The organism is Streptomyces sp. NPDC005263 (genome assembly GCF_042872365.1).
Taxonomy (GTDB): domain Bacteria; phylum Actinomycetota; class Actinomycetes; order Streptomycetales; family Streptomycetaceae; genus Streptomyces.
Genome location: NZ_JBIAKJ010000001.1, coordinates 1,442,491 through 1,466,051, shown reverse-complemented (window position 1 = coordinate 1,466,051; position 23,561 = coordinate 1,442,491). Strand labels below are relative to the sequence as shown.

Annotated in this window: 24 protein-coding genes, 2 pseudogenes and 1 riboswitch; of the genes and pseudogenes, 14 read left to right on the top strand and 12 right to left on the bottom strand. The window is 70.5% G+C overall.

The features are described 5' to 3' along the window. Window positions 1–13: 13 nt before the first annotated feature. The 4 genes from ACFYRY_RS06715 to ACFYRY_RS06700 all read left to right on the top strand — a co-directional run bounded on the left by ACFYRY_RS06715 (window position 14) and on the right by ACFYRY_RS06700 (window position 3,590). Window positions 14–1,219: an ABC transporter ATP-binding protein gene (locus ACFYRY_RS06715; protein WP_389140759.1), complete on the top strand. Its 1,206-nt coding sequence runs from the start codon at window positions 14–16 to the stop codon at window positions 1,217–1,219. Continuing rightward, window positions 1,216–1,881: an ABC transporter permease gene (locus tag ACFYRY_RS06710; RefSeq protein WP_389140757.1), complete on the top strand. Its 666-nt coding sequence runs from the start codon at window positions 1,216–1,218 to the stop codon at window positions 1,879–1,881. Before ACFYRY_RS06715 ends, ACFYRY_RS06710 begins: the two co-directional genes overlap by 4 nt. After that, the gene (locus ACFYRY_RS06705; RefSeq protein ID WP_389140755.1) at window positions 1,878–2,567 is read left to right on the top strand and encodes an ABC transporter permease; all 690 of its coding nucleotides are present in this window, start codon (window positions 1,878–1,880) and stop codon (window positions 2,565–2,567) included. Before ACFYRY_RS06710 ends, ACFYRY_RS06705 begins: the two co-directional genes overlap by 4 nt. Before the next feature lie 96 nt (window positions 2,568–2,663). Then, window positions 2,664–3,590, top strand: coding sequence for an ABC transporter substrate-binding protein (locus tag ACFYRY_RS06700; RefSeq protein WP_389141118.1), 927 nt, complete (start codon window positions 2,664–2,666; stop codon window positions 3,588–3,590). Window positions 3,591–3,657: 67 nt separating this feature from the next. Here ACFYRY_RS06700 and ACFYRY_RS06695 read toward each other — a convergent pair whose 3' ends face one another. From ACFYRY_RS06695 to ACFYRY_RS06645, 11 genes are all read right to left on the bottom strand, one after another. Continuing rightward, a complete protein-coding gene (locus ACFYRY_RS06695; protein WP_389140753.1) occupies window positions 3,658–3,969 on the bottom strand; it encodes a hypothetical protein in 312 nt (103 codons plus the stop codon). Further along, window positions 3,969–4,193 (bottom strand): hypothetical protein, encoded by a 225-nt coding sequence (locus tag ACFYRY_RS06690; RefSeq protein WP_389140751.1) that lies wholly within the window; start codon window positions 4,191–4,193, stop codon window positions 3,969–3,971. The genes ACFYRY_RS06695 and ACFYRY_RS06690 overlap by 1 nt, the downstream gene beginning before the upstream one ends. Continuing rightward, window positions 4,190–5,248, bottom strand: coding sequence for an LLM class flavin-dependent oxidoreductase (locus ACFYRY_RS06685; RefSeq protein WP_389140749.1), 1,059 nt, complete (start codon window positions 5,246–5,248; stop codon window positions 4,190–4,192). Before ACFYRY_RS06685 ends, ACFYRY_RS06690 begins: the two co-directional genes overlap by 4 nt. A 13-nt stretch (window positions 5,249–5,261) precedes the next feature. Then, the gene (locus ACFYRY_RS06680; RefSeq protein ID WP_389140747.1) at window positions 5,262–6,965 is read right to left on the bottom strand and encodes a dipeptide ABC transporter ATP-binding protein; all 1,704 of its coding nucleotides are present in this window, start codon (window positions 6,963–6,965) and stop codon (window positions 5,262–5,264) included. Continuing rightward, on the bottom strand, window positions 6,962–7,885 hold the full coding sequence (locus tag ACFYRY_RS06675) for an ABC transporter permease (protein WP_389140745.1): 924 nt from the start codon (window positions 7,883–7,885) through the stop codon (window positions 6,962–6,964). Before ACFYRY_RS06675 ends, ACFYRY_RS06680 begins: the two co-directional genes overlap by 4 nt. Further along, on the bottom strand, window positions 7,882–8,841 hold the full coding sequence (locus ACFYRY_RS06670; protein ID WP_389140743.1) for an ABC transporter permease: 960 nt from the start codon (window positions 8,839–8,841) through the stop codon (window positions 7,882–7,884). The genes ACFYRY_RS06675 and ACFYRY_RS06670 overlap by 4 nt, the downstream gene beginning before the upstream one ends. Before the next feature lie 4 nt (window positions 8,842–8,845). Beyond that, window positions 8,846–10,465: an ABC transporter substrate-binding protein gene (locus ACFYRY_RS06665; RefSeq protein WP_389140741.1), complete on the bottom strand. Its 1,620-nt coding sequence runs from the start codon at window positions 10,463–10,465 to the stop codon at window positions 8,846–8,848. A gap of 214 nt (window positions 10,466–10,679) precedes the next feature. Further along, window positions 10,680–10,796, bottom strand: coding sequence for a putative leader peptide (locus ACFYRY_RS06660; RefSeq protein WP_389140739.1), 117 nt, complete (start codon window positions 10,794–10,796; stop codon window positions 10,680–10,682). A gap of 34 nt (window positions 10,797–10,830) precedes the next feature. Continuing rightward, window positions 10,831–10,944: riboswitch (SAM riboswitch) on the bottom strand. Between the two features lie 88 nt (window positions 10,945–11,032). Beyond that, the gene (locus ACFYRY_RS06655; RefSeq protein WP_389140737.1) at window positions 11,033–11,857 is read right to left on the bottom strand and encodes a DUF1684 domain-containing protein; all 825 of its coding nucleotides are present in this window, start codon (window positions 11,855–11,857) and stop codon (window positions 11,033–11,035) included. Window positions 11,858–11,928: 71 nt separating this feature from the next. Further along, window positions 11,929–12,852, bottom strand: a complete 924-nt coding sequence (locus ACFYRY_RS06650) for an LLM class F420-dependent oxidoreductase (protein WP_389140735.1) — start codon at window positions 12,850–12,852, stop codon at window positions 11,929–11,931. 91 nt (window positions 12,853–12,943) lie between these two features. Beyond that, the gene (locus ACFYRY_RS06645; protein ID WP_389140733.1) at window positions 12,944–13,843 is read right to left on the bottom strand and encodes an LLM class flavin-dependent oxidoreductase; all 900 of its coding nucleotides are present in this window, start codon (window positions 13,841–13,843) and stop codon (window positions 12,944–12,946) included. A 1-nt stretch (window position 13,844) separates the two neighbouring features. On the opposite strand from ACFYRY_RS06645, the pseudogene ACFYRY_RS06640 reads away from it, so the two are divergent. After that, window positions 13,845–14,325: pseudogene (locus ACFYRY_RS06640) on the top strand (helix-turn-helix domain-containing protein); the annotation flags it as partial. A gap of 252 nt (window positions 14,326–14,577) precedes the next feature. Continuing rightward, window positions 14,578–14,853, top strand: a pseudogene (locus tag ACFYRY_RS06635) (transcriptional regulator); the annotation flags it as partial. Window positions 14,854–14,859: 6 nt separating this feature from the next. Here the strand turns inward: ACFYRY_RS06635 and ACFYRY_RS06630 are convergent. After that, on the bottom strand, window positions 14,860–15,708 hold the full coding sequence (locus ACFYRY_RS06630; protein ID WP_389140731.1) for a LysR family transcriptional regulator: 849 nt from the start codon (window positions 15,706–15,708) through the stop codon (window positions 14,860–14,862). A 341-nt stretch (window positions 15,709–16,049) separates the two neighbouring features. On the opposite strand from ACFYRY_RS06630, the gene ACFYRY_RS06625 reads away from it, so the two are divergent. The 8 genes from ACFYRY_RS06625 to ACFYRY_RS06590 are packed head-to-tail and all read left to right on the top strand — an operon-like array spanning window position 16,050 to window position 23,560. Next, window positions 16,050–16,760, top strand: a complete 711-nt coding sequence (locus ACFYRY_RS06625; RefSeq protein WP_389140729.1) for an alpha/beta hydrolase — start codon at window positions 16,050–16,052, stop codon at window positions 16,758–16,760. Further along, window positions 16,757–17,605, top strand: coding sequence for a sulfurtransferase (locus ACFYRY_RS06620; protein WP_389140727.1), 849 nt, complete (start codon window positions 16,757–16,759; stop codon window positions 17,603–17,605). The genes ACFYRY_RS06625 and ACFYRY_RS06620 overlap by 4 nt, the downstream gene beginning before the upstream one ends. Window positions 17,606–17,629: 24 nt before the next feature. After that, window positions 17,630–18,520, top strand: coding sequence for an ABC transporter permease (locus tag ACFYRY_RS06615; RefSeq protein ID WP_389140725.1), 891 nt, complete (start codon window positions 17,630–17,632; stop codon window positions 18,518–18,520). Window positions 18,521–18,524: 4 nt separating this feature from the next. Further along, a complete protein-coding gene (locus ACFYRY_RS06610; RefSeq protein ID WP_389140723.1) occupies window positions 18,525–19,265 on the top strand; it encodes an ABC transporter ATP-binding protein in 741 nt (246 codons plus the stop codon). Next, window positions 19,262–20,233, top strand: a complete 972-nt coding sequence (locus ACFYRY_RS06605; protein ID WP_389140721.1) for an ABC transporter substrate-binding protein — start codon at window positions 19,262–19,264, stop codon at window positions 20,231–20,233. The genes ACFYRY_RS06610 and ACFYRY_RS06605 overlap by 4 nt, the downstream gene beginning before the upstream one ends. 43 nt (window positions 20,234–20,276) lie before the next feature. Then, complete coding sequence (locus ACFYRY_RS06600) at window positions 20,277–21,377, top strand: LLM class flavin-dependent oxidoreductase (RefSeq protein WP_389140719.1); 1,101 nt, start codon at window positions 20,277–20,279, stop codon at window positions 21,375–21,377. 60 nt (window positions 21,378–21,437) lie between these two features. Next, window positions 21,438–22,445, top strand: a complete 1,008-nt coding sequence (locus ACFYRY_RS06595) for an ABC transporter substrate-binding protein (RefSeq protein ID WP_389140717.1) — start codon at window positions 21,438–21,440, stop codon at window positions 22,443–22,445. After that, entirely contained in the window at window positions 22,442–23,560 is a 1,119-nt protein-coding gene (locus ACFYRY_RS06590) for an acyl-CoA dehydrogenase family protein (RefSeq protein ID WP_389140715.1), read from the top strand. Before ACFYRY_RS06595 ends, ACFYRY_RS06590 begins: the two co-directional genes overlap by 4 nt. Window position 23,561: the final 1 nt, after the last annotated feature.

The following is a 23,561-nucleotide window of genomic DNA, read 5'->3' as shown; positions in this document are numbered from 1 at the left end:
GTGAGGGGCAGTCTTGATCAAATTCGACGCGGTGAGCAAGAACTATCCGAACGGCACCACAGCCGTGGACGAACTGTCCCTGGAATTCGCCGAGGGCGGCATCACGGTCCTGGTCGGCCCCTCCGGCTGCGGCAAGACCACGACCCTGCGCATGATCAACCGCATGGTGGAGCCGACGGCCGGGACGGTGAGCCTGCGCGGCCGGGACATACGGGAGGTCAACGCCCCCGAGCTGCGCCGCGGCATCGGGTACGTGATCCAGCACGCCGGGCTGTTCCCGCACCGGACCATCCTCGACAACATCGCGACCGTGCCGCTGCTGCTCGGTTGGAGCCGGAAGAAGGCGCGGGCGCGGGCGGCGGAGCTGCTGGAACTGGTCGGCCTGCCGGCCGAGATGGCCAAGCGCTACCCGAACCAGCTCTCCGGCGGGCAGCAGCAGCGCGTCGGCGTGGCCAGGGCGCTGGGCGCCGACCCGCCGGTGCTGCTGATGGACGAGCCGTTCAGCGCGGTCGACCCGATCGTGCGGGCGGAGCTCCAGGCGGAATTCATCCGGCTGCAGAAAGAGCTGCACAAGACGATCGTGTTCGTCACCCACGACATCGACGAGGCGATCAAACTCGGCGACAACATAGCGGTGTTCCGTACCGGCGGCAGACTCGCCCAGTTCGACACCCCCGAGCGGCTCCTCGCCCAGCCCGCCGACGACTTCGTGGCCGGGTTCGTCGGACAGGACCGGGGCATTCGGCGGCTCTCCTTCGTCAAGGCGGCCGAAGTGCCGCTGCGCGACGGCGCGGTGCTGCCGACGACCGCTCCAGTGGCACGGGCCAGGGCGGCGGACGAGCCGTGGGTGCTGGTCGTCGACGGCGAAGGGAGACCGCTCGGCTGGGCCGCGGTCGCGGAGCTGCCGGAGAGCGGCACCCTCACCGACGCGCTCCTCAAGCCGCTCGGCCACACCTTCAGCCTCGTCGGCGACTCGGCGCGGGCCGCTCTCGACTCGGCCCTCCTGTCGCCGTCCCGACTCGCGGTGGGCGTGGACGCGGACGGCGCCGTCGTCGGAGTCGCGGACGCGCACGAACTGGCCGCGGTCGCGGCCACCACCGAGGGACCCGAAGCGGGTGAGGTGCCCGCGGCGGCGGAGGCGGCGATCGGAGAGCAGCCGGCGCCTGCGAAGGCCGAGCACGCTGCCGATGCCGCCGGTCCGGGCGGTGGTGAGCAATGAGCGGCGGTGAACCGCTGGTCCGGTGGGACTGGATCGGCGACCACATCGGCGAGCTGGCCGACTACACCGCGATTCACCTGCGACTGGGCCTGCTGCCGGTGCTGTTCGGGCTGATCATCTCGGTCCCGCTCGGCGTCCTCTGCCACCGCTGGCGATGGCTCTACGCACCGGTGCTGACCGTGGCCAACATCCTGTACTCGATCCCGTCACTGGCCCTGTTCATGATCTTCGTCAAGTACACCGGACTGACGGAACGCACCGTGATGATCCCGCTGACGCTGTACACGCTGTCGGTCCTGGTGCCCAACGTCGTGGACGGGCTGGCCTCGGTGCCTGAACCGGTTGGGCAGGCGGCCACCGCGCTGGGATTCGGCCCGGTACGCCGTGTCGTCCAGGTCGAACTGCCCATCGCCGTACCCGTCGTCATCGCCGGCGTTCGCGTCGCAGCCGTCTCCTCCATCAGCCTCGTCGCCGTGGGACAACTGATCGGACAGGGCGGCCTCGGCTACTACATCACCCGTGGTCTCCAGCTCGACTTCCCCACCCCGATCGTCACCGCGATCGTCCTGATCATGCTGCTCGCGCTCACCACCGACGCGCTCCTCGTCCTCGCGCAGCGGCTGCTCACCCCCTGGTCCCGGAGCAAGGTGACGGCGACATGAACGACCTCCTGAACCAACTCGGCCTCGTGGGGGACTGGTTGACGTCCTCCAAGCAGTGGCACGGTGCGGAGGGAATCCCGCAGCGGCTGCTGGAGCACCTCACCTACAGCGGCGTGTCGCTGCTGTTCGCCGCCCTGATCGGCCTGACGCTCGGCCTGCTCGTCGGGCACACCGGCCGCGGGGCGTTCGCCGTGGCCAGCGTCGCCAACCTCGCGCGGGCGATCCCCACCTTCGGCCTGGTGGTCCTCGTCGTCACGCTTGCCGGGCTCAGCACCACTCCCGTACTGGTCGCCCTGGTCGCCCTCGCGGTCCCGCCGATCCTCATCAACACCTTCGAGGGCGTCCGGGGCGTGGACCCCGCCACCAGGGACGCCGCGCGCGGGGTCGGGATGACCGAGTGGGAGGTCCTGGTGCGAGTGGAGGTGCCGATGGCGCTGCCGCTGATCCTTCTCGGCCTCAGGGTCGCCGCGATCCAGGTGGTGGCGACCGCGACCGTCGCTGCCTATCCGGGTCTCGGCGGGCTGGGCCGGTTCATCGTCGACGGGTTGTCCCGCAACGACTACGAGCTGGTCATCGGCGGCTCCACGGTCGTGGTCGTCCTGGCGCTGGTCGTCCAGATCCTGTTCACCGTGCTGCGGCGCGTCATCCTCTCGCCGGGCCTGCGGGTCTCGGCAGCCAAGTCCTGAGGCCGTCGTGCCGAGTTCGTCCGACACGTGAGTTCGTCCGAGCCTCGCGTTTGTCCGAGCCCTCGGGCTCCGAGAAAGGAAACACCCATGAGAGGCATCCACCGCGGCGCCGCCTTCGCCCTGTTCGCCGCCCTGTCGCTGACCGCCTGCGGAGGCGGCGGTGACAGCGACGACAACCCGCTGTCGGGCAGCGGCGGCGACAGCGGCGACGGCAAGTCCATCGTCGTCGGCTCGGCGAACTTCCCCGAGAACCAGCTGCTCGCCGAGATCTACGCCCAGGCCCTGGAGGCCAAGGGCCTGAAGGTGACCCGCAAGTTCGACATCGGGGCCCGTGAGGTCTACTACGACCAGGTGGTCAAGGGCGGCATCCAGGTCTTCCCGGAGTACAACGGCGCCCTGCTGGCGACGGCGGTCGACAAGTCCAGCACCGCGACCGGCACGGAGGACATCAACGCCGAGCTGAAGAAGAAGCTCCCGTCGGCGGTCGAGATCCTCGACTCCGCCGAGGCCCAGGACAAGGACTCGGTCACGGTCACCGCGGAGACGGCCAAGAAGTACAACCTCAAGACTCTCGCCGACCTCAAGCCCGTCGCCGGCAAGTGGACGATAGGCGCCGGCTCGGAGTTCAAGACGCGTACGCAGGGCTGGATCGGTCTGAAGAAGATCTACGGCGTCGAGTTCGGGACGTTCCAGCCGCTCGACGCGGGCGCCCAGAGCACCCTGCTCAAGCTGCTGAACTCGGGCAAGGTGCAGGCCGCGAACATCTACACCACCGATCCCGCCATCGTCGAGGACAAGCTGGTGGTACTGGAGGACCCGAAGAACCTCTTCTCCTCGCAGAACGTCACGCCACTGGTCTACAAGTCCGCGGTCAACGACACGGCCAAGGCGGCGCTCAACGGCGTCTCGGCCAAGCTCACCACCGACGACCTGCTGAAGATGATGAAGAAGCTCGTCAACGACAAGGAGGACGCCAGCAGCGTCGCAAAGGAGTGGCTGACGAAGGCCGGCCTCGCGACCTGACCGCTCGCCCCCACCGACACCGTCCGCTTCGCACTCCTCCCCGCACACCGGGGGGAGTGCGGGAACATCACCCAGGCCTCAGTGCTGCGGACGGGAACCGGGAGGCCGCCGTGGTGCCCTTGTCACGGCGCACGGGGACGGTCAACGGCGCGGACGGTGGTGATGGACCATCGACATCCCGGTACGACGCCGAGCCGCTCGACCAGCGGGACAGCGGTAACGGGCCGGTGGGCTGCTCCACGATGAACTCGGCTGTCGTCAGGCCGCGCACGAGGTCCGCGCCCCTTCTCGCCACGGGCAGGTCGAGCAGCAGTCGTCCGTCGCCCGGCAGCAGATCGCCCTGCCAGGCACCGAAGACGATCGTGTGGCCGCAGCGCATCAGACAGCTGTTCCCACCGCTGAAGCGCACCTTGCCGGTGCCGTCGGGGGGTACGAGTCGAGGTCGGGGATCGCGTGGTTGGCGGCTGCCCTCGGGTCCACGGCGTAGTGGGCGGTGGCGGTGAGCACTTCGTACGCCCCGGTGCCGGGGAGGCGGTGGGCCTCGGCGAACGGCTCGCGGGTGTGCACCTCCAGGCGGACTGGGCGCTGCGGACCAGGGCTCACCGGCTCGCTGCCTGCGACACCGGGGAAGCGGGGCGCCAGCCCAATTCGGGGGCGATCAGGTGCCGTACGTCGTGGAGGATCTGTTCGTACTCCTCCCGGTGGAACTCGTACGGCAGCTCAAGGCGCAGCTCCGACAGCTGCGCGAGGACGGGGTCGGCCGCCAGCTGTTCCAGGATCTGCTCCGCGGTGCCGACCACGTCCGGGGCGAACAGGAACCGTTTCGGGCCGAGCGCGGCCAGGGTCTGCGGCTTCAGGGTGCGCTCGTGCCGGCTGGCGGCGTAGTCCCGGTAGCGGGTCCGGGTGGCCGCGTCGGCGCTGTCGAACGGCACGATCACCCGCCCGAGCGCTACGCGCGCCGTCGGCCGGTCGTCGCCCAGGCTGCGCCGGTACTCGGAGAGCAGGTTCAGCTGGGCGGTGGTGAAGTCGTCGGTGTCCTCGCCGGAGACGATGTTGCCGGACAGCAGGTTGAGACCGTTCTCGGCGGCCCAGCGGACCGAGGCCAGGCTGCCTCCGCCGTACCAGATCCGCTGCACCAGAGCGGGGTTGTGCGGCTGCAGCCGCGGGCGTTGGACGTTGCCGGGCGAGTGGATCACGGTGTCCGGGCCACCGAGGTAGTGGCCGCGCAGGTTGTCGACGAGGCGGGCGATCCTGCCGTACGACAGGTCGAAGCCGCGCCAGTCGCCGTCGTACACCAGGTCGCCGAGCAGTTCGGCGTGCGGCATGCCGGTGCTGAAGCCGGCCTGGAGGCGGCCGCGGGACAGTACATCGGCCAGCGCCAGGTCTTCGGCCAGGCGGAACGGGCTCTCGTAGCCGATCGGGATGACCGCGGTGCCCAGCTCGATCCGCTCGGTGCGCTGGCCGGCCGCAGCGAGGAACACGGCGGCCGAGCCGACGCCGTGTTCTAGGTGGCGCTGGCGGATCCAGGCGCCGTCGAAGCCCAACCGCTCGCCGTACTCGAAGAGTTGGAGTGTCTCCTCCAGACCGGTGTACGGGTCGTCGTCGGCGAAGTTGCCCGGGGTGAGAAAAGCCAGTGAGGTGATGGTGGGTGTGCTCATGTGACCGTGGTCCTCAGCTCGTGGTGGTCTCGGCGGCGGGGGTGGGGACGCGGCCGCCGGGGATCGCCGCGAGCAGTTCGTGGGTGTACTCGTGGCGGGGGCGGGTGAACAGTTCCTCCGGCGGGCCTGTCTCGACGACGCGGCCGGCCCGCATCACGGCGACCTGGTGCGCGATCTGACGTACGACGGCCAGGTCGTGCGAGATGAACAGGTACGCCACTCCCGTGTCGGCCTGCAACTCGGCCAGCAGATCCAGGACTTGGGCCTGGACGGACACGTCGAGCGCGGAGACGGGTTCGTCGCAGACCACCAGGTCGGGGGAGAGCGCGAGGGCGCGGGCGATGGCCACGCGCTGTCGCTGTCCGCCGGACAGTTCCGCCGGGCGGCGCTCCAGCGTGGCGGCGGGCAGCGCCACCCGGTCGAGCAGTTCGCGGGCCCGGGCGAGCCGGGAGGCGCGGTCGCCGACCTTGAAGGCGCGCAGCGGTTCGGTGATCACCTCGGCGATGGAGAAGCGGGGGTCGAGCGAGGCGTACGGGTTCTGGTAGACGAGCTGGGCGCGGCGGCGCAGTTGCCTGGCCTGGGCGCCCTTGGCGGTGGTGACGTCGGTGCCGTCGAAGAGGATCTGCCCGGCACTCGCGTCGGTGAGGCGGAGTACCAGGCGGGCGGTGGTGGACTTGCCCGAGCCGGACTCGCCGACCAGGGCCAGGGTCCGGCCCCGGTGGAGGGTGAAGCCGACGTCGTCGACCGCGCGCAGGGTGCGGGACCCGTCCCCGGCGCGGGGCAGCCTGAACTCCTTGACCAGGTCGCGTACCTCGACCAGAGGCGCGGTCTCAGCCTTGGGGAGGGAGGCCGGAGTGCGGCGCCGGGCGGTGGTCAGGCTCGGGGCGCCGGCCAGCAGGTGCCGGGTGTAGTCGTCCTGTGGGTCGGCCAGGATGTCACGGGTGGGGCCCGCCTCGACGACCTTGCCCTGGGACATCACCACCAGCCGCTGGGCCCGGTCGGCGGCGACCCCGAGGTCGTGGGTGACGAGCAGGACCGCCGTGCCCGACTCCTCGGTGAGGCGCTGGAGATGGTCGAGGATGACCCGTTGCACGGTGACGTCGAGCGCGCTGGTGGGTTCGTCGGCGATGATCAGCTCGGGCTGCGCGGCGATGGCGATGGCGATCAGGGCGCGTTGCCGCATGCCGCCGGACAGTTCGTGCGGGTACTGCCGGGCGCGTACGGCCGCGTCGGGCAGCCCGGCCCGGTCCAGCACGGCGATCGCTTCGGCGGGAGCCGATCGGCGGGTCGCCAGACCATGGATGCGCAGCACCTCGGCGACCTGGTCGCCGATCCGCTTGACCGGGTTGAGGGAGACCGTCGGATCCTGCGGGACCAGTCCGATCCGCGCCCCGCGTACGGTACGCAGTTCCGCCTCCGACAGGGTGGCCAGGTCGTGCCGGCCGAAGCGGACGGTGCCCGCGTCGATACGGCCGTTCGCCGACAGGAGCCGGGTGATCGCGTGCGCGGTCGTGCTCTTGCCGGAGCCGGACTCGCCGACCACCGCCGTCACCTGCCCCGGCCACACGTCGAGGTCCACGCCGCGGACGGCCTCGACCGTGCCGCCGCGTGTGCGGTACGACACCGACAGGCCGCGTATCTCCAGGACTGGTGTGCTCTCCAGCGGGGCTGTGCTCACGTCCTCACCGTCCTCACCGTTCTCACGTTCGTCGGTCATCGCTGCCGGGACCATTCGCCGTCCAGCGCCCGGGCGACGCGGTTGGTGGCCAGTACGGTCGCGGCGATCGCCAGGCCGGGCAGCGCGGTCAGCCACCAGGCGTTGGCGAGGTAGTTGCGGCCGTCGGAGATCAACGTGCCCCACTCCGGGGCCGGCGGGGGCGCCCCGTAGCCGAGGAAGCTCAGCGCCGACACGGCCAGGATGGAGGAGCCGAAGTCGAGGGTGGCCAGCACGATCACCGGGCCCGCCGCGCCCGGCAGCACATGCCGGCCCAGCACCGAGTACCAGCGCGCTCCACTGGCGCGTGAGGCCTCGACGAAGACGGCCTGCCGCACCCGCAGCACCTCCGAGCGCGCCACTCGTGCGAAACCGGCGACGCTGGCGATGCCGACCGCGACCGCCACCTTCACCGTGCCGTAGCCCAGCGCGGTGACCAGGGCCAGGGACATGAACAGCGCGGGGATCGACAGCAGCACGTCGACGAAGCGCATCAGCACGTCGTCCACCCAGCGGCCCACGAACCCGGCGACCACCCCCAGCAGCCCGCCGACCACGAACGCGACCAGCACGGCGATCAGCGTTGCCTTCAGGGAGAGCTGGGCGCCGTGGACGACCCGGGAGAACACATCGCGGCCCAACTCGTCGGTGCCGAACCAGTGACTGCCGTTCGGGCCGCGGAAGTTCTGCGACGGCACGCCCTTCAGCGGGTCCTGCGAGGTGAACAGGTCGGGCCAGAACGAGGCCAGCACCACCAGCACGAGGACGACCACCGACAGCAGCAGCCCCGGGCGGCGCACCACGAACCGCAGCAGCCGCCGTACGTCCACGCGGCGCCCGTGATCAGGCTCCGGCCCCGCCGCGACCGGGCGGGCCAGTCCCAGTGCCGCTTCGGCGGGGTCGTCGACAAGGCTCTGGCTCATGCGAGGGCCGCCTTTCTGTCCGAGGCCACCACGATCCGGGGGTCGAGGAGTGGATAGACCAGGTCGATGACCAGGTTCGTCGTCACGAAGATCAGCGCCCCGAACACCACCACCCCCTGGACCAGCGGGATGTCCTGGGCCGTGACCGCCGCCGCGGTGACGCGGCCGAGGCCGTCGCGGGAGAAAACCGTCTCGACGACGACCGAACCGGCGATCAGCTGCCCCACCAGCAGGCCGACGACCGTCAGCGCCGGCAGGGACGCGTTGCGCAGCGCGTGCCGCAGATGGACCCGCCACCGGCCGGCGCCCTTGGCCCGGGCGGTCTCCACATACGCCTGGTCCAGTGCGGTGAGCAGGCTCTTGGCGAGCACCTGCGCGATCTGCGCACCCGTCGGCACCGCCAGCGTCAGCGCCGGCAACACCAGCCCCTTGAATCCGTCGTTGCCGAACGCGGGGAACCAGTGCAGCCGGAAGGAGAACGTCTCGACCAGCAGCAGCCCCACCCAGAACGTCGGAACGGACACCCCCAGCGGCGGCAACGACAGCAGTAGCTGCCGCAGCCAGCGCTGGGCGGTGTAGGTCGCCAGCACCGCCAGACCGCCGCCGAGGACCACCGCGAGCAGCAGTGCCGCGCCGGTCAGCTGCAGTGTCTGCGGCAGGGCGTCGGCCAGCGTCGAGGTGACAGGGCGACCGGTGGACACCGAGTCGCCGAAGTCTCCGCGCACCGCCCGGCCGAGGTACTCGGCGTACTGCACCAGCACCGGCTTGTCGAAGCCGTACTCGTGCCGCAGGGCGGCGATCTGCCGCGGGTCGACCTGCCCCGAGTCCATTCCGGCACTGGCCATCGCCGTGACCGGGTCGCCCGGCAGATAGTCCAGCACCAGGAACGAGACCGTGTACGCCGCCCACAGCACGCCAACCGCCTGTGCGAGCCGTTTGATCACATAGCGGCGCATGCGGCTAGCCGATCCAGGTGTCATGCAGCTGAAGCCGGCTCGAGGCGTCGAAGTCCAGGTCGTGCACCTTCTTCGACACGCCCAGCTGGGTCTGGAGCTCCACCACCGGCGCGTAGTAGGCGTTCCGCACGAGCAACTGCTGTGCCTGGGTGACCAGTTGCCTGCGCTTGGCCGAGTCGATGGTGGCGGCCTGCTCGGACAGTGCCGTGTCCAGGGAACTCGGGGGCAGGCGGTAGAAGTTGGCCAGCTTGGTGGAGAAGGAGCTGCGAAGGATGTCGGGGTCGGCGCGGGTCACGTTCCCCCACACCGCGTCGTAGTCGCCCGACTGGAGTGTCGGGGCGAACTGAGTGACCTGGAGCTGTTTGAGGGTCACGTCGACACCGACGGCCTTGAACTGCTGCTGGATCAGCTCCAGCGCGGGCTGGTTGGTGGCCGCGTTGGGGAACCACTTGATGGTCAGACTCAGCTTCTTGCCGCCCTTGGAGCGGATGCCGTCGCTTCCGGCCTTCCAACCGGCCGCGTTCAGCAGGGACTTGGCCTTGGCGGCGTCGAAGGTCAGGCCGGAGGCGAGGTCGGCATGGTCGGGCGTGGTGTGCGCGAGGACGCTGGTGGCCGGCTGGGTTCCGGTCGGGAACACCGTGTCGGCTATCTGCTGCCGGTTGATGGCGAACAGGACTGCCTGGCGCACCTTGGCGTCCTTGAGCAGCGGTCGTGAGTTGTTGAGGCCGAGACCGAACACGAGGCCGGGGTTGGCCCGTCGCTGGAGGCTGACCTGACCGCCCTTGAGCGCCGCCTCGTTGGCCTTGCCCACGCTGCTGATCGCGTCGACCTGGCCGGACTGGAGACTTCCGGCCCGTACACCCGCCTCCGGAACGACCTTGAACACCAGCTTGTCCAGGTAGGCCTCGCCCTTCTTGGACCACCGCGCGGAACCCCAGGCGTATCCGGTGCGCTTGGCCAGGGTGAGCGACTGGTTCTGCACGTACTGCTTCAACACGAAGGGCCCGGACCCGATCACCCCGTCGCTGCACTTCTGCTGCGGGGTCCTCTTCACGCTCGCCGACGACTCGATGCCGAGCGAGTGCGTCGAAGTCGCCTGCAGGAACTGCGCGTTGGGCTGCTCGAAGGTGACCTTGACGGCGAGCGGGTCGACTACCGTGGTGCTCTTGACACCGCTGAGATAACCCTGGGCCAGGGTACCGAGCGCGCCCAGCTCGGGCACCGCGTCGAAGTTGTCCTTGACCACCTGGGCGGTCAGCTTCGTGCCGTCGCTGAAGGTGACGCCCGACCTCAGATGGAAAGTGAACGTCGTGGCGTCGGAGCTGACATCCCAGCTCTTCGCCAGCCACGGCACGATCTTGCCGGTCTTGGGGTCCTGGTCCGTCAGTGAGTCCACGACCTGGCGCACCGAGTAGATGGTCTCGTTGCTGGCGACCTGCTGCGGATCCACGCAGCCGGCGTCCGAACCCACCGCGAAGGTCAGGGTGCCGCCGGACTTGGGCTGCCCGGCGCCGCTGCCGGAATCGCCGCCGCCCGATCCGCAGGCGGTCAGCAGAACACTGGTGGTCACAAGGGCGGTCAGTGCCGCCCACCGGGAGGTTCTGACATCGGAAAGTGCAGTCACGGAGGGCTTCTCCTACTCGAGTCACCAGGCACGGCTGTGGCGCAGGGCACGGCCGTGCGTGGGCGTGCGACCCCGGCCGGCGCGACGCCGGTGCCGGGGGAGCGCTGTGCAGAGGGGATCAGGCGAAACGGGGGATCAAAGACAGGCAGAGATCAAGCGCATGCGGGTGCGGCGACGACAGGTGCCGTACTGCGACCAGCGGCGGGAAGGCCCGTCAGGCCCGACAGAGACAGCTGGTCGAGCGCTTGAGGTCGATGTGGCGCCGACGGGAGAGCCGGGAGAACACGGTGGCGCCGGCGAAGCGGGCGCTGAGGTCACCACCGTGCCGCATATCGGTCCTCCACATATCCGGCCCCGGTCACGGGGCCACGCGCTTGCGGGGATCGTCGGTGATCCCGCCGGGCTTTCACCTGGAGCACCCCACCGCGCGGGAGGGTTGCCGGTCAGCGAGCCAGGGCTTGACGCTGACACTCAATGCCGTTCGTGATCGTACGGAGCGGTCTTGTCGTACGTCAATGGCGCAACAGGACGCCGTGTCAGGGGAGTCGGGGCGGGAGTGCGTCCAGGTCAGGAGCCGCCGCGCTCGCGGGGGATCTTCTGACCGGCCTCGATCGCGACCGGCAGCCGGTTCTCGGCCGGGGGCAGCGGGCAGGTGGCCAGGTCGGTGTAGGCGCACGGCAGGTTCGTGGCGCGGTTGAAGTCCACGACGACCGTGCCGTCGGCGGTGGGCGGATCGAGGGCCAGGGCCCGGTTGGCGGCGTACGTGGTGAGGCCGGAGGTCGCGTCGGTGAACAGCACCATCAGCCGTCCCGCACCATGGCCGGGGAACGCGGTCAGCGACAGCAGCTGCCCGTCCAGCTCGAACTCGACCCTGCCCGGAGCGTCGTACACATGCTCAAGGCCCTCGACTGCGGCGCCCACGGTGGTCGGTCGTGGCGTGTCGAACGGGATGTAGCGGCCCGTCACGGCCCAGCGCGGGTCGGGGGCGTAGGCGGGCGTTCCGGTGAAAGCCGTACGCAGCGGCGCGTCCGGGTGCCGGGGGCGCACGATGTCCTGGCCGCCGCGCTTGGCGACCTCGATGACGGCGTCTTTCCAGACAGCGTCGACGCCGCCGCGCTCGGGAAGCACGCCGAAGCGGTGCTCGCCGTGCACCGGCGTCCCGTCGACGACCAATTCCTCACCCTCGTCGAGGTCTACGACTACTCCTTCGGGGCCGGTGCGCCACGCGCCGGGCGCGTCCGGGAAGCGCTGGGGTCGGCCGTCGAGCCAGTGCAGGCCGGTGATCGCCAAGAAGCCGTGCGGGGCGGCGAGCCGGGCCTCTTGGGCGCGGTACCACTCCAGCCAGGTCTCGGTGAAGGCGTGGAGGTCCGTGGTGGTGGCCTCGGTGGTCATAGGGAATCTCCTTTGTGACGGGGGTGCCTTCGGGCAGGGGGTGCAGGGGGTTGTCGAGCCGACAGGTGTACTCAGCCGGCCAGTTCGCCGAGGAGCCGCCAGGTGCGTCGGCGATCGGCTCCTCCCGCGATCTCGGTGACCGAGAACACGACCTCGGTGGCGCCGGCGTCGCGGTACCGCCGAATCTCGGCCTCGACCGTCTTCTCGTCGCCGATCACGGCCAGGTCGGCGGCCCGTCGGCCGCCGGAGAGTTCGATGACCCGCGCGTAGGACGGGAACTGTTCGTAGAAGGCGAGGTTCTCGGTTGCCTTGGCCCGCACCGCGTCTACGTCGTCCGTGACCACGCCGGGCACCAGGGCCACGATCCTGGGCGCGGGGCGGCCGGCGCCCTCGGCCGCGGCTGTCAGGGCGGGCACGATGTGGTTCTCCAGGGCGCGCGGTCCCGCCAGATAGGGCAGGATTCCGTCGGCGAGCTCACCACTAGCCCGCAGAGCCTGCGGCCCCATCGCGGCGACGAGCAGGGGGACGCCGTTCTCGGCACCCGGAACCCGCGCCGTGATCGGTGTGGTGGCGGTGAGCAGCTCGCCGTGGAAGTCGGCCGTGCCGGTCCCGGTCAACTGCCGTAGGGCGGTGAGGAATTCGCGCAGCCGGGCGATGGGTCGTTCGAAAGGCAGGCCGAAGCCCGTCTCCGTCAGCAGTTTCGTGCCCAGAGCCAGACCGAGGTGGTAGCGGCCGTGGGTCGCGGCCTGGGCCGTTTGGGCTTGGCTGGAGACGAGCAGCGGGTGCCGGCCGAATACGGGGATCGCGGAGGTGCCGACCTGTAGTCCGGGTACCTCGCGCCCGACGATCGCCGCGAGCTGGGGTGAGTCCGCGCCGAAGGTCTGCCCGAACCAGGCCGACGTGACACCGAACTCCGCGGCCTCCTGGGCCAGTTGGACGGTGGCGTCGACCTGGTTCGGCGCGTCGGACGCGTTGAGCGCTACTCCAACAGTCATGTCAGTCAGAACGGGCGTCGGCCGAACCCGCATTCCGGTCGGCGTGTGACAGCTTCTTGTCAGTCATGTGAACACGGGCCGGCTCGGGGGCTCAGCCCGCCTGTCGTCGGTCCGGTGCGGACCGGTGGGTGAGGGGTGCGCGCAGGCCGAGGTTCTCGCGCAGGGTGCTGCCGGTGTATTCGGTGCGGTAGATGCCGCGTTCCTGCAGTTCTGGGACGAGCAGGTCGTCGAGGCCGTCCAGGCCGTCGGGGATGAGGTACGGCGTGACGTTGAAGCCGTCGATCGCGCCGTGCCGTACGAAGCGGGCGAACTTGTCGGCCAGACCGGACGGAGTGCCGACGTGCCCGCGCTGCGGGCCGAGTGCGATGACGGTCTCACGCAGCGACCAGGGGTGCGCCTCCGCCTTCGCCCGCCATTCGGCCACGATGGCACGCGGGTCGGCGATGCGCCGGGCACCGAAGGAGCCGTCGTTCTCCGTGACGACGGGGTCCTCCTTGGGCAGGGGCCCGTCGGCGTCGCGGTTGGACAGGTCGATGCCCCACAGCAGTCCGGCGATCCCCAAGGCCGTGGCCGGGGTGACCTGTTGGAGTCGGATCCAGCGCTTCTTCTCCTGGGCCTCCTCCTCGGTGGCGCCGAGGATGATCTCGGTGCCGGGCAGGATCCGCAGATCGTCGTCGGGCCACCCGACCGCGCGCAGCCGGCGCCGGATGTCGTCGGCGAAGGCCAGCGCGTCGTCGAGGTCGGTGCCGTGCGCGGAGAAGATGACGTCGGCGTTGCGGGCGGCGAAGTCGCGTCTCTCGCCGGAGTCACCGGCCTGGAAGATCACTGGGTGGCCCTGGGCGCTGCGCGGCAGGGTGGGAGAGAGGTCGACGTCGAACTGTGGTCCCTTGTGGCGCACCTGGTGTACGGCACCGGGCGCCGACCAGGCAGGCGCGCCGACGGAGTCGGCGACTGCGCCGTCCTCCCAGCCGTCCCACAGGGCGCGGGCCACGGTGAGGAACTCTTCGGCGCGCCGGACCCAGCGCTACCTCAGCTTCATTGAATCCGGTAGGTCTGTCCCCGGACGGAACGTGGTCGTGCGCCTGGCCGAGGCACTGGAGCTGCCGCCGCGGGAGCGCAACGAACTGCTGCTCGCCGCCGGGTACGCGCCCGCCTACCCCGAGACCTCACTGGATGATCCGGTGCTGGCCCCTGTGCGCACGGCAATCGACCACATCTTCCGCGGCCACCTCCCACGCCCTTACGGCAGTGGGGGAGCGTGCCAGGCGTCGCCAGGCAGGCGGGACTTTCGCAACACGCCCCAGTCGTGGACCGGGGCGGTGACCTGATCGCCGCGAACACTGCATTCGACCTGGTCACCGAGGGTGTGGCCCCGAGCTGGTGGGCCCGGGCAAGAATGGGTACCGCCTGGCGCTGCATCCCGACGGTCTGGCCCCCCGTATTCGCAACCTCGCCGAATGGGCGCGCCACGTCTAGTGCCGCGGCAGGCAACGTTTGCCCGTAAAGGAGCGGCGTCGTGGGGGCCCCTCCCGCTCGAGCGCAGCCGAGAGTGGGGGAGCGTGCTCTCGGCGTGCCGGCCGGAAGTCCTCGTACTGGATGTACTTGGGCTTTCGGCCGGTGCGGCGAGTGGGGGCACCTCCCACGCCCTTAAGGCAGTGGGGGAGCGTGCCGGGCGTCGCGACGGGGCGAACGTTGCCTGTCGGGGCACTAGGTACGCCTTGGCCCCTGGAGGAGTTGCGCGCCGAACTCACCGGTTACGTCCCCGAGCTGGAGCCGTCCGCCGGGCTACTGGGTTTCGCCGTTCCGCTCCGTCTGCAGTCCTCGTACAGTGAGCTCTCCCTGATGACAACGGTGACGACCTTCGCCGCCGCCGTCGATGTGACGCTTGCCGAGCTGATGCTGGAGGCGTTCCTGCCGACCGACCCGGTGACGGTCGAGGCTCTCTCAGCAGCCGCCGGGACAATGGCTTGCGCTGCCGGTCAGGAGCCCCGAAACATGTAATCGGTCTCAGCGCAGCAGCCCTCCTACGGCGTCGAACGCCGCCGCCACCGTCGCCGGATCCGCCCCCGGGCGGGCCAGGGCGCTCATGGGGATCGGGGTGACCGGCGGGAGCCCCTCGTAGGGGGTCAGGCCGTCCGGTGCCGGGCCGACCGCGGCGAGCAGGGCCACGCCCTGGCCCGTGCGGGCGATGTCGAGGACGCCGGCCAGATAGCCCGCGTCGCCGACGACCGTGGCCTGCACTCCGTGCGCGGCAAGCGTCGCTATGGCCCGGCGGCGGATCGCGCAGGGGTCCTCGATGGCGACCAGCGGCACGGGAGTCGGCGCGGTCGGCGGCTCCCAGCCGGGCGTTGCGTGCCAGAGCAGGGGAAGGCCGCCGACCGGCGTGCCCTCAGTGGCCGCGGCCTCCGTCACGTACACCGCGACATCCACGCTGCCCCGCTCCACGGCCTCGACCAGCCGCGCCGAGCGGTCGATGCGGAACCGCACCCGGCAGCCGGGCCGTACCTCCTGGACGGCCGCGGTGAGGCGTGGCAGGAACTGGTCGGCGGCGTGCTCGGTGGAACCGATCGTGACGGTGTCGCCGTCGACGTCGAGCAGTGCGCGCACCGCCTCGTCGTGGACGGCGAGGATGCGCCGAGCCTGCTCGACGAGAAGGCGCCCTTGAGGGGTGAACCGCATGCCTCGGCCCTCACGTTCGACGACCGGGCCCCCGAGCGTCTTCTCCAGTCGGCGTACATGCTGGCTGACCGCGGACTGGCTGAGCGCGAGAGATTGAGCCGCGCGGTGGAAGCCGCCGCAGTCGGCGATCGCGGTCAGGCTGCGCAAGGCCACGATGTCGAGGACAGGTTGGGGCATACGGCGACCGTAGCCGGTATCCGGCATCGATCGCGATTGCTGATCGGTTTCGATGCGGAATCGTCGTTGGACGCGATCCGTCCCGGCCGGTCATGATGAACGCATGGTTCCCACGACCGCTTCCGCTGCCCTTCTGACGCAGCGCCGAGTCATCGACTTCGGCGTCGGGTGCAGCACGCGCTGTCGTTGATCTCCGCCGCGTACCGGCGTTCCCGCTCTCCACACCGGCGCTCTCGCCGGGCCTGAGCTGATCACACCCCGATTGTTCTGACACGTGTCGGCATCCCCTGCCGCTCTTCACGTGTTCCTTTTTCCTGCCCCGACACGGGAGTTGCTTCCCCATGCCCTCCTCTCCTTCCTCCTCCTGGGACGAACCCGAAGGCCTCGCCGCGCGCGGCACGCTCATCGTGCTGGCCGGGCGGGGCGAACACGGGGGCGTGTACGAGCGGTTCGGCCGCCGTCTCGCCTTCGACGCCTACCGGGTGCGCGCCCTCGGCGACGCCTCCGCGGACCCCTCCGTGCTCGATGAGGCGGCCAAGCTCCTCGCCGACGAGTCGCTGCCCGGCCCCAAGGTGCTCGTCGGTTCGGACACGGGCGCCCGGTACGCCGCTCGGCTCACCGCCGAGCAGACCGCGGGCGTCGACGCGCTGATCCTGGCGGGTCTGCCCACCGGCCCCTGGGCTTCCGGAAGCTGGGAGACCGAGGTCGAGGCACGCACCGCCTGCCCCACCCACCAGGCCCGCCTCACGAACGACCTCCGCTTCCGGCGCGGTGCTCTCGACGAGCCGCCCGTTCTGCCGGATCTGCGACTGGATCTCGCAGGCGTTCCCGTGCTGGCCCTGCACGGCACGGACGACGTGGTGAGCCCGCTCGACCGGGCGCTCAGCGCCTACGAGGGCCACCCGGGCGTACGGGTCGTGACCTTCAGCGGCGGCCGGCACGACGTCCTCAACGACGCGCTGCACCGCACAGCCGCGGCCACCATCGTGCTCTTCCTGGAGCGGCTGCGCCTCTCGCCGGAGCTGCCCGCGATCGCGGAGGGTCTCGTATGAGCGCCCGCGTGACGACGACCGTCACCGAGCTGAGCGAGCTGCTCGCTTCGAACCGGCCGCCGGTGGTGCTCGACGTCCGCTGGGCGCTCGGTGACCCGCACGGCCGCGATCACTACGCCCACGGGCACATCCCGGGCGCGGTGTACGTCGATCTGGACACCGAGCTCGCCGGGGCACCGAGCCCGCAGGAGGGCCGCCATCCGCTGCCGGACCTGGCGGAGTTGCAGACCGCGGCCCGCCGATGGGGCCTTCACGCCGGGCAACCGGTCGTCGTGTACGACGATCTGGGCAACACCGCGGCGGCCCGCGCCTGGTGGCTCCTGCGGTACGCCGGAGCGACAGATGTGACGTTGCTGGACGGAGCGTTGGGGGCCTGGCGGGCGGCGGGCCTGCCGCTGGAGACCGGAGTGCCTGCCGCTCCCGCGCCGGGCGACGTCGTGCTGAAGCCGGGCGGACGGCCGGTCACCGATGCCGACGGCGCAGCCGAACTCGCCGGTGGCGGACTGCTGTTGGACGCGCGTGCCGCCGAGCGGTACCGGGGCGAGGCGGAGCCCGTGGACCCGCGGGCGGGGCACATCCCGGGAGCGATCTCGGCGCCGACCGGGGAGAACCTCGCGGCGGACGGGACGTTCCTGCCGCCCGAGGTGCTGCGCAAGCGGTTCGAGGAGCTCGGCGCCGGTGCCGGATCCCGGATCGGCGTGTACTGCGGTTCCGGCGTCACCGCCGCCCACCAGATCGCCGCGCTCGCCCTCGCCGGTTTCGAGGCGACGCTCTTCCCCGGCTCCTGGTCCGCCTGGTCCGCCGATCCCGCCCGCCCGGCCGCGACCGGTCCGCTGCCGTCCTGAGGCGACGCGAGAGGAATCCCGCACATGACGACGAATCCGCTCGACGCGGCGGCCACCCGGGCCCTGCCGCGCCCCGACTTCCTGACCGACAAGGTGCCGCCCCCGGCCCGGGTGACCATCCGGGGCGCCGCCCGCGCCACCCGCCGCTTCCGGGTGCCCCGTTCCGTGCGCCGGACGGCCGGGCCCGTGGGTCTGGTCCTGCTCTGGTTCCTGACCTCGGCCACCGGTGTGCTTCCCGAATCGGTCCTCGCGTCCCCCGTGGACGTCGTGAAGCAGGCCGTCGAGCTGACCCAGAACGGCGAACTCCCCAGTGCCATTGCTGCGTCGGGGCGCCGGGCTGCCATCGGCTTCCTCATAGGGGCGACCGTCGCCCTGAGCCTGTCCCTGCTGGCCGGCCTGTTCCGGCTCGGCGAGGACGTCATCGACTCCTCGATGGGCATGTTCCGGGCGATTCCCTGGGTGGGGCTGATCCCGCTGTTCATCGTCTGGTTCGGCATCGAGGAGACCCCGAAGATCGCGCTGGTCGCGCTGGGTGTCACCTATCCGCTGTACTTCAACATCTACGGCGGCATCCGCTCCACCGACTCCCAACTCGTCGAAGCAGCGCGGATGATGGGGCTCGGCCGGCTGGGCCTGATCCGGTACGTCATCCTGCCGAGCGCGCTGCCCGGGGCACTCGTGGGGCTCCGGTACGCCCTCTCCACCGCCTGGCTCGCCCTCGTCTTCGCCGAGCAGATCAACGCGGACGCGGGCCTGGGCTATCTGATGAGCAACGCCCAGCAGTACTTCCGCACGGACATCATCGTGCTCTGCCTGGCCGTCTACGCGCTGCTCGGTCTCGCCTGCGACTTCGCCGTACGCGTCCTGTCACGCCGTCTGCTGACCTGGCGGGCCAACTTCGAGGGTGAGGCATAGCAACATGACCAACAGTGTGGAAATCCGCGGGCTTTCACGGGCCTTCGACGGCAACACCGTTCTGCACGACCTCGATCTCGACCTCCGGGAGGGTGAGTTCGTGGCCCTGCTCGGGCACAGCGGCTGCGGCAAGTCGACGCTGTTGCGGATCCTCGCCGGGCTCGACGAGGAGATAGGCGGCGAGGTGACCGTACCCGCACGCCGCAGCGCGGCCTTCCAGTCGCCGCGGCTGCTGCCCTGGCTGAAGGTATGGCGCAATGTGGTCCTCGGCCTGCCCGGCCGCCCCGACCGGTCGCGCGCCGAGAAGGCGCTGGACGAGGTCGGTATCGCGGACCGGGCCGGCGTCTGGCCCAAAACCCTCTCCGGCGGCCAGGCCCAGCGTGTATCGCTGGCCCGCGCCCTGGTCCGCGAGCCCGAACTCCTGCTCCTGGACGAGCCGTTCGGTGCCCTCGACGCCCTCACCCGAGGCAGGGTGCAACAGCTGGTCGCCGAACTGTGGCAGCGGCACGGCTGCGCGATCCTCCTCGTCACCCACGACGTGGAGGAGGCGCTGCTGCTCGCCGACCGCGTCCTGGTGATGGACGAGGGCCGGATCGCCCACGACCTTACCGTCGGCCTGCCGCGTCCCCGGGACCTCACGGCCCACGAGTTCGTCGCCCTGCGCGCCCGGCTCCTCGGCTGGCTCGGCGTCACCCCCACCAACACCCCGGCCGATGCCAAGGCTCTTGAAGGGACCCTCTCGTGATCCGCACCACCGTCGCCGCCGGACTCAGCCTCTCCGCTCTGCTGGCGCTCACGGCGTGCGGCGCCGACTCCTCCGCGGACACCGCCAGAAGCCAGGACGAGGTCACCCTCACCATCGGTGACCAGGCCAAGACCCTCCAGACGATCGTCGCCGCCTCCGGCGCGCTGAAGGGCGCCAAGTACAAGGTGAAGTGGGCGGAGTTCGAGGGTGCGGCCCCTCTGTACCAGGCCGTGCAGGCGGGCGCCGCCGACACCGGGTACTCCGCCGACCTGCCGGCCCTCCAGGCGCTCAGCGGCGGGGTGACGTTCAAGAACGTGGCCGCGCTCAAGAACGATGGCAAGCATGTCGGGATCGTGGTGCGCAAGGACTCCGGCATCGACAGCGTCAAGGACCTCAAGGGCCAGAAGGTCGTGGTGTCCTCGGCGAAGGGCAGTGTTGCCGAGTACCTGCTCGCGAACGCCCTGAAGCAGAACGGCCTCACCTACTCGGACGTGAAGGTCCAGTACCTGCTGCCGACCGACGCACAGGCCGCGTTCGCCTCGGGGAAGGTCAAGGTCTGGGCGACCTTCGGCGTCTACCAGGCCGTCGGTCTGGAGCAGGGCGGCAGACTCCTCGTCGACGGCGCCGACGGGCGCGTCAGCGGCTACGGCTTCATCGGCGCCTCCGAGAAGACCCTGGCGGACCAGCAGAAGAAGACCGCCCTCGGTGACTTCCTGCGCCGCCTCGGTACGGCCCTGAAGTGGACGAGCACGCACCGGGAGGCGTACGCCAAGGCCATCGAGCAGCGCAACGGCGCCGACGCCTCCGTGGCCAAGACGCTCGCCTCGGCCGCGTACAGCCAGGTGCTGCCGATCGACTCCGACGTGAACCGCACCGTCCAGGGTGTGGCCGACCTCATGAACGGCATCGGCGTCCTGGAGCCGAATGTCGACGTGGCCAAGTCCGCCGACACTTCCGTCCTCAAGTGACCTCCGTGGAACTCAACTGACGTTCCGAGAAGGGAAGTTCGCCATGCCCGTCGAGTTCATCAGCGCCGTCCACACCGACTCCGGGGCCTCGGGCCCGGCCGCGGCGAGCCGGACCGGCTTCGACCCCGACTATCTGCGCAGGTACGCCCGTGCCCTGGACGACGGCGGCTTCGACCACACTCTGGTCGCCTATCACTCCGCCTCGCCGGACGCCTTCCAGGTCGCCCAGTTCGTCGCCACCCACACCGAACGCGTCCGCCCGATCCTGGCGCACCGGCCCGGCGTCGTCTTCCCCACGCACGCGGCCCGCGCCCTCGCGACCCTCGACCGGATCAGCGACGGCCGACTGTCCCTGCACATCATCTCCGGCGGCAGTGACGAGGAGCAGCGCCGGGAGGGCGACTACCTCAACAAGAGCGAGCGATACGAGCGTTCGGACGAGTACATCCAGATCCTGCGGAAGGTCTGGACGGCCGACGGACCTGTCTCGCACGAGGGCAAGTACTTCAGGTTCGAGGGCTACTACTCCGATGTGAAACCGGTGGGCGGGCTCATCCCCGTCTCCGTGGGCGGGTCGTCACAGGACGCCTACCGGGTCGGCGGCCAACAGGGCGACATCTTCGGACTGTGGGGCGAGCCGCTGAAGGAGACCGCCGAGCAGATCGCCGCCGTCAACGCGGTCGCGGACGCCGCCGGACGCCCCCACCCCCGTATCTGGGTGTCGTTCCGACCGATCATCGCGCCCACCGACGAACTGGCCTGGGAGAAGGCGCACCGGACGCTGGGTGTGCTGAAGGACCAGGCCAAGAACACGGAGCTGCTGCGCCACTACCGGACCACCGGGCGCCCGGCGAACGTCGGATCGCAGCGGTTGCTCGACATCGCGGAGCGCGGCGAGGTCCAGGACCGCTGCCTGTGGACCGCTCCGGCAGTCGCCACCAATGCCGCGGGAGCCTCGACCGCCCTGGTGGGCTCTCCCGAGACGGTTGCCAAGGCCCTCCTCGACTATGTCGACATCGGCTGCGACCTGCTGTCGATCCGCGGCTACGACCCGCTCAACGACGCGATCGACTACGCCCGTTACGTCGTCCCGCTGGTCCGGCAGGAACTCGCCCACCGAGCCGCCGCCTCCCAGGCCGCCTGACCCGAGCTGCCTGGCTCCCCGTTCACCGAACCCGTTTGCGAAGACCCTCATGGAGATTCCGTGTTGTTCCGCCGTTCCCTGCGCGCGTCCGCCGCCGCCCTCGCCCTTCTGCTGCCGTTCGCGGCGGCCTGCGGGGGCAACGCGACGGCGACGTCCGCGTCCGACGAGTCGTCGGTAACCCTGCGTGTCGGAGCCACCGGCTGGAAGGCAGAGGAGGCGATCCTCAAGTTCGCGCACCTCGACGACACCCCCTACAAGGTCAAGTGGAGCCTGTTCCAGGGCGGTGAACAGCAGCTCCAGGCCATCCGCGCCGGAGCCCTCGACGTGGCCTCGTCCAGCGAGATCCCGCCCATCTTCGCGGCCGCCGACGGCAGGCCCAACTTCAAGGTCGTCGCCGTGCAGCGCGGCTCGACCCTGAACCAGGAGGTCGTGGCCCCCAAGGGCTCCGAGGTGACCGACATCGCGGGCCTGAAAGGCAAGAAGGTCGGCTACGTCCAGAACACGACCGCCCACTACTTCCTGTACGAGTTGCTGAAGCAGGCGGGCCTGAAGTGGTCCGATGTCGACGCCAAGCCGCTGCTGCCCAACGACGGTCTCGCCGCCCTCAACGGCGGGAGCATCGACGCCTTCGCCTCGTACGGTACGTCGATCATCACCGCCCACCAGCAGGGCGCCACGACGATCGGCTCGGGCAAGGACATCCTGTCCGGCAACTTCCTCTGGACGGCGCGGGACAGTGTCCTCAAGAGCGCGGGGCAGCGGGCCGCCACCGCCGATCTGATCGCGCGGATCACCAAGGCGTACGCGTACGTCCGTGACGGCCGGCAGAACGCGTTCGCCAAGGTGATCGCCACCACCACTCACCAGCCCCTGGCCCAGGCGGAGAAGGACTTCCGCGCCCAGCAGGCGCAGCGGCCGACGCAGGCCCGCACGGTCAAAGACGACACGATCACCTCCCAGCAGAAGGTCGCCGACGTCTTCGCCGAACTCGGCGCGCTGAAGTCACCCCTGGACGTCAAGTCCTTCTGGAGCCGCGAGCTGAACACCGACCTGAGGAAGGCGCTGTGACCACGGACCTGGTAGCCCGCCTCGCGGAACTGGCCCCCGGCTACGACCGTTCCGGCGCCTTTCCCGCCGCCTCCCTCAAAGCCGTGCACGAGGCAGGGCTGCTCACCGCCACCGTCGGCGAGCGGTACGGCGGCCGGGGCGCCGGCGTCGAGGAGACCGCGCGCATCCTGCACACCCTGGGGCAGGGTGACCCCTCGGTCGCCCTGATCGCCGCGATGACCCTCACCACGCACAGCAGGCAGGCGGCTCAGCCGCACTGGCCGGACGAGCTGTACGCGCGACTGCTCAAGGAGTCCGAGGAGCGTCCTACGCTCATCAACCACGCCCGCGTAGAACCGGAGTTGGGCTCCCCGGCGAGAGGCGGCCTACCCGCCACACACGCCCGGCGCACCCCCGACGGCTGGTCGGTCAGCGGCACCAAGCGGTTCGTGACCGGCGCCGAGGGGCTCGCCTGGTTCCTGGTGTGGGCCACCACCGACGAGCCGGAGCCACGGGTGGGCACGTTCCTGGTGCCGGGCGAGTCTCCCGGCATCGAAATCACCGACCGCTGGGACCAGTTGGGGCTGCGGGCCAGCGGCAGTCACGAGGTGACGTTCCGCGAGGTGCACGTCCCGTACGAGCAGGTCATCGGGCTCACCTCGTACGGTCCGGCGGCCGAGCAGGACAACAGGGCCGGCGCTTTTATCCATCTCCCGCTCGCCGCGCTCTACTTGGGTGTCGCACGGGCCGCGCAGTCCTTCTTCCACACCTTCGCCCACGAGCGGGTGCCCGCCAACCTCGGTCATCCGGTGGCCCGTACGGAACGCTTCAGGCGGACCGCCGGGGAGATCGAGGTGCTGCTCACCGCCGCCGAACAGCTCGTGTTCGGCGGAGCCGCCCGGGTCGACGCCGGCGACACCGTGTACACGCCCGAACAGTCCCTGGGCGCCCGAGTGCTGGCCGACCGGCACGGAGTACGGGCCGTGGAGCTGGCGGTCCGACTGCTCGGCAATCCGGGCCTGGCGCGCGGCAATCCGCTGGAGCGGCACTTCCGTGACATCCAGTGCGGTCCCGTGCACGCACCCCAGGAGGACATCTCCCTGCTGGCGATCGGAACGAAGGCACTGAACCCGTGAC

Coding starts and splice junctions, on each gene's coding strand:
- ACFYRY_RS06620 (WP_389140727.1), top strand. CDS start 16,757: ATGAGCGCCCGCGTGACGACGACCGTCACCGAGCTGAGCGAGCTGCTC.
- ACFYRY_RS06695 (WP_389140753.1), bottom strand. CDS start 3,969: ATGCGCTGCGGCCACACGATCGTCTTCGGTGCCTGGCAGGGCGATCTG.
- ACFYRY_RS06655 (WP_389140737.1), bottom strand. CDS start 11,857: ATGACCACCGAGGCCACCACCACGGACCTCCACGCCTTCACCGAGACC.
- ACFYRY_RS06610 (WP_389140723.1), top strand. CDS start 18,525: ATGACCAACAGTGTGGAAATCCGCGGGCTTTCACGGGCCTTCGACGGC.
- ACFYRY_RS06710 (WP_389140757.1), top strand. CDS start 1,216: ATGAGCGGCGGTGAACCGCTGGTCCGGTGGGACTGGATCGGCGACCAC.
- ACFYRY_RS06600 (WP_389140719.1), top strand. CDS start 20,277: ATGCCCGTCGAGTTCATCAGCGCCGTCCACACCGACTCCGGGGCCTCG.
- ACFYRY_RS06650 (WP_389140735.1), bottom strand. CDS start 12,852: ATGACTGTTGGAGTAGCGCTCAACGCGTCCGACGCGCCGAACCAGGTC.
- ACFYRY_RS06660 (WP_389140739.1), bottom strand. CDS start 10,796: ATGCGGCACGGTGGTGACCTCAGCGCCCGCTTCGCCGGCGCCACCGTG.
- ACFYRY_RS06705 (WP_389140755.1), top strand. CDS start 1,878: ATGAACGACCTCCTGAACCAACTCGGCCTCGTGGGGGACTGGTTGACG.
- ACFYRY_RS06670 (WP_389140743.1), bottom strand. CDS start 8,841: ATGCGCCGCTATGTGATCAAACGGCTCGCACAGGCGGTTGGCGTGCTG.
- ACFYRY_RS06680 (WP_389140747.1), bottom strand. CDS start 6,965: ATGACCGACGAACGTGAGAACGGTGAGGACGGTGAGGACGTGAGCACA.
- ACFYRY_RS06630 (WP_389140731.1), bottom strand. CDS start 15,708: ATGCCCCAACCTGTCCTCGACATCGTGGCCTTGCGCAGCCTGACCGCG.
- ACFYRY_RS06685 (WP_389140749.1), bottom strand. CDS start 5,248: ATGAGCACACCCACCATCACCTCACTGGCTTTTCTCACCCCGGGCAAC.
- ACFYRY_RS06625 (WP_389140729.1), top strand. CDS start 16,050: ATGCCCTCCTCTCCTTCCTCCTCCTGGGACGAACCCGAAGGCCTCGCC.
- ACFYRY_RS06615 (WP_389140725.1), top strand. CDS start 17,630: ATGACGACGAATCCGCTCGACGCGGCGGCCACCCGGGCCCTGCCGCGC.
- ACFYRY_RS06675 (WP_389140745.1), bottom strand. CDS start 7,885: ATGAGCCAGAGCCTTGTCGACGACCCCGCCGAAGCGGCACTGGGACTG.